This is a genomic window from Thiobacillus denitrificans, assembly GCF_001530125.1.
GTDB classification, from domain to species: Bacteria; Pseudomonadota; Gammaproteobacteria; order Burkholderiales; family Thiobacillaceae; genus Thiobacillus; species Thiobacillus denitrificans_C.
Genome location: NZ_LDUG01000062.1, coordinates 2,927 through 3,490, shown reverse-complemented (window position 1 = coordinate 3,490; position 564 = coordinate 2,927). Strand labels below are relative to the sequence as shown.

At 59.0% G+C, this 564-nt stretch carries 1 protein-coding gene and 1 pseudogene; both read left to right on the top strand.

Annotated elements, in window-relative coordinates; translation table 11 throughout:
- A pseudogene (locus tag ABW22_RS16325) lies at positions 1-246 on the top strand (D-xylose ABC transporter ATP-binding protein); the annotation flags it as partial.
- A 31-nt stretch (positions 247-277) separates the two neighbouring features.
- On the top strand, positions 278-564 hold a 287-nt coding region (locus ABW22_RS17665), incomplete at its 3' end, for a hypothetical protein (protein WP_202813984.1).

Here is a 564-nt window from a genome sequence, read left to right as displayed (position 1 = left end):
TCACCGAAGGTGCTTATTGTCGATGAGCCCACGCGCGGCATCGATATTGCCGCTAAAGCCGATGTGCACCGGCTCCTGCAGGAGCTGGCGTCACGCGGTATGGCCGTCATCGTCGTGTCGTCAGACTTGCCGGAAATCCTCGCGATCAGCGACCGCGTGATTGTCATGCGCGAGGGCGCCATCACTGCCAAGCTGTCACGGCAGCAAGCCACCCAGCACGTGGTCATGGAAGCCGCGGCCGCTTGAATTTTTCGATTTCATTAACCAGGAGTTTTCAATGAGAACCGTCGTCGTCGTCCACACCGGACCCGCAACCATACAGCCGATCAAGCAGCAGTTTCAGCAGATATTGCCAGACGTGCGCGTCGTCAACCTCATGGATGACAGCCTGCTCAACGATGTGATCGCGGCAGGCCATCTCACCGAGGCTGTCACAGGGCGCATCTTTTCCTACATGCAACTGGGGCAGCAGATGGGTGCCGTCGCGCTGCTCAATGCCTGCTCGTCGGTGGGTGAGGCGGCCAGCGCTGCCCGTGCAGCCATTTCTATTCCCATCATCAAGAT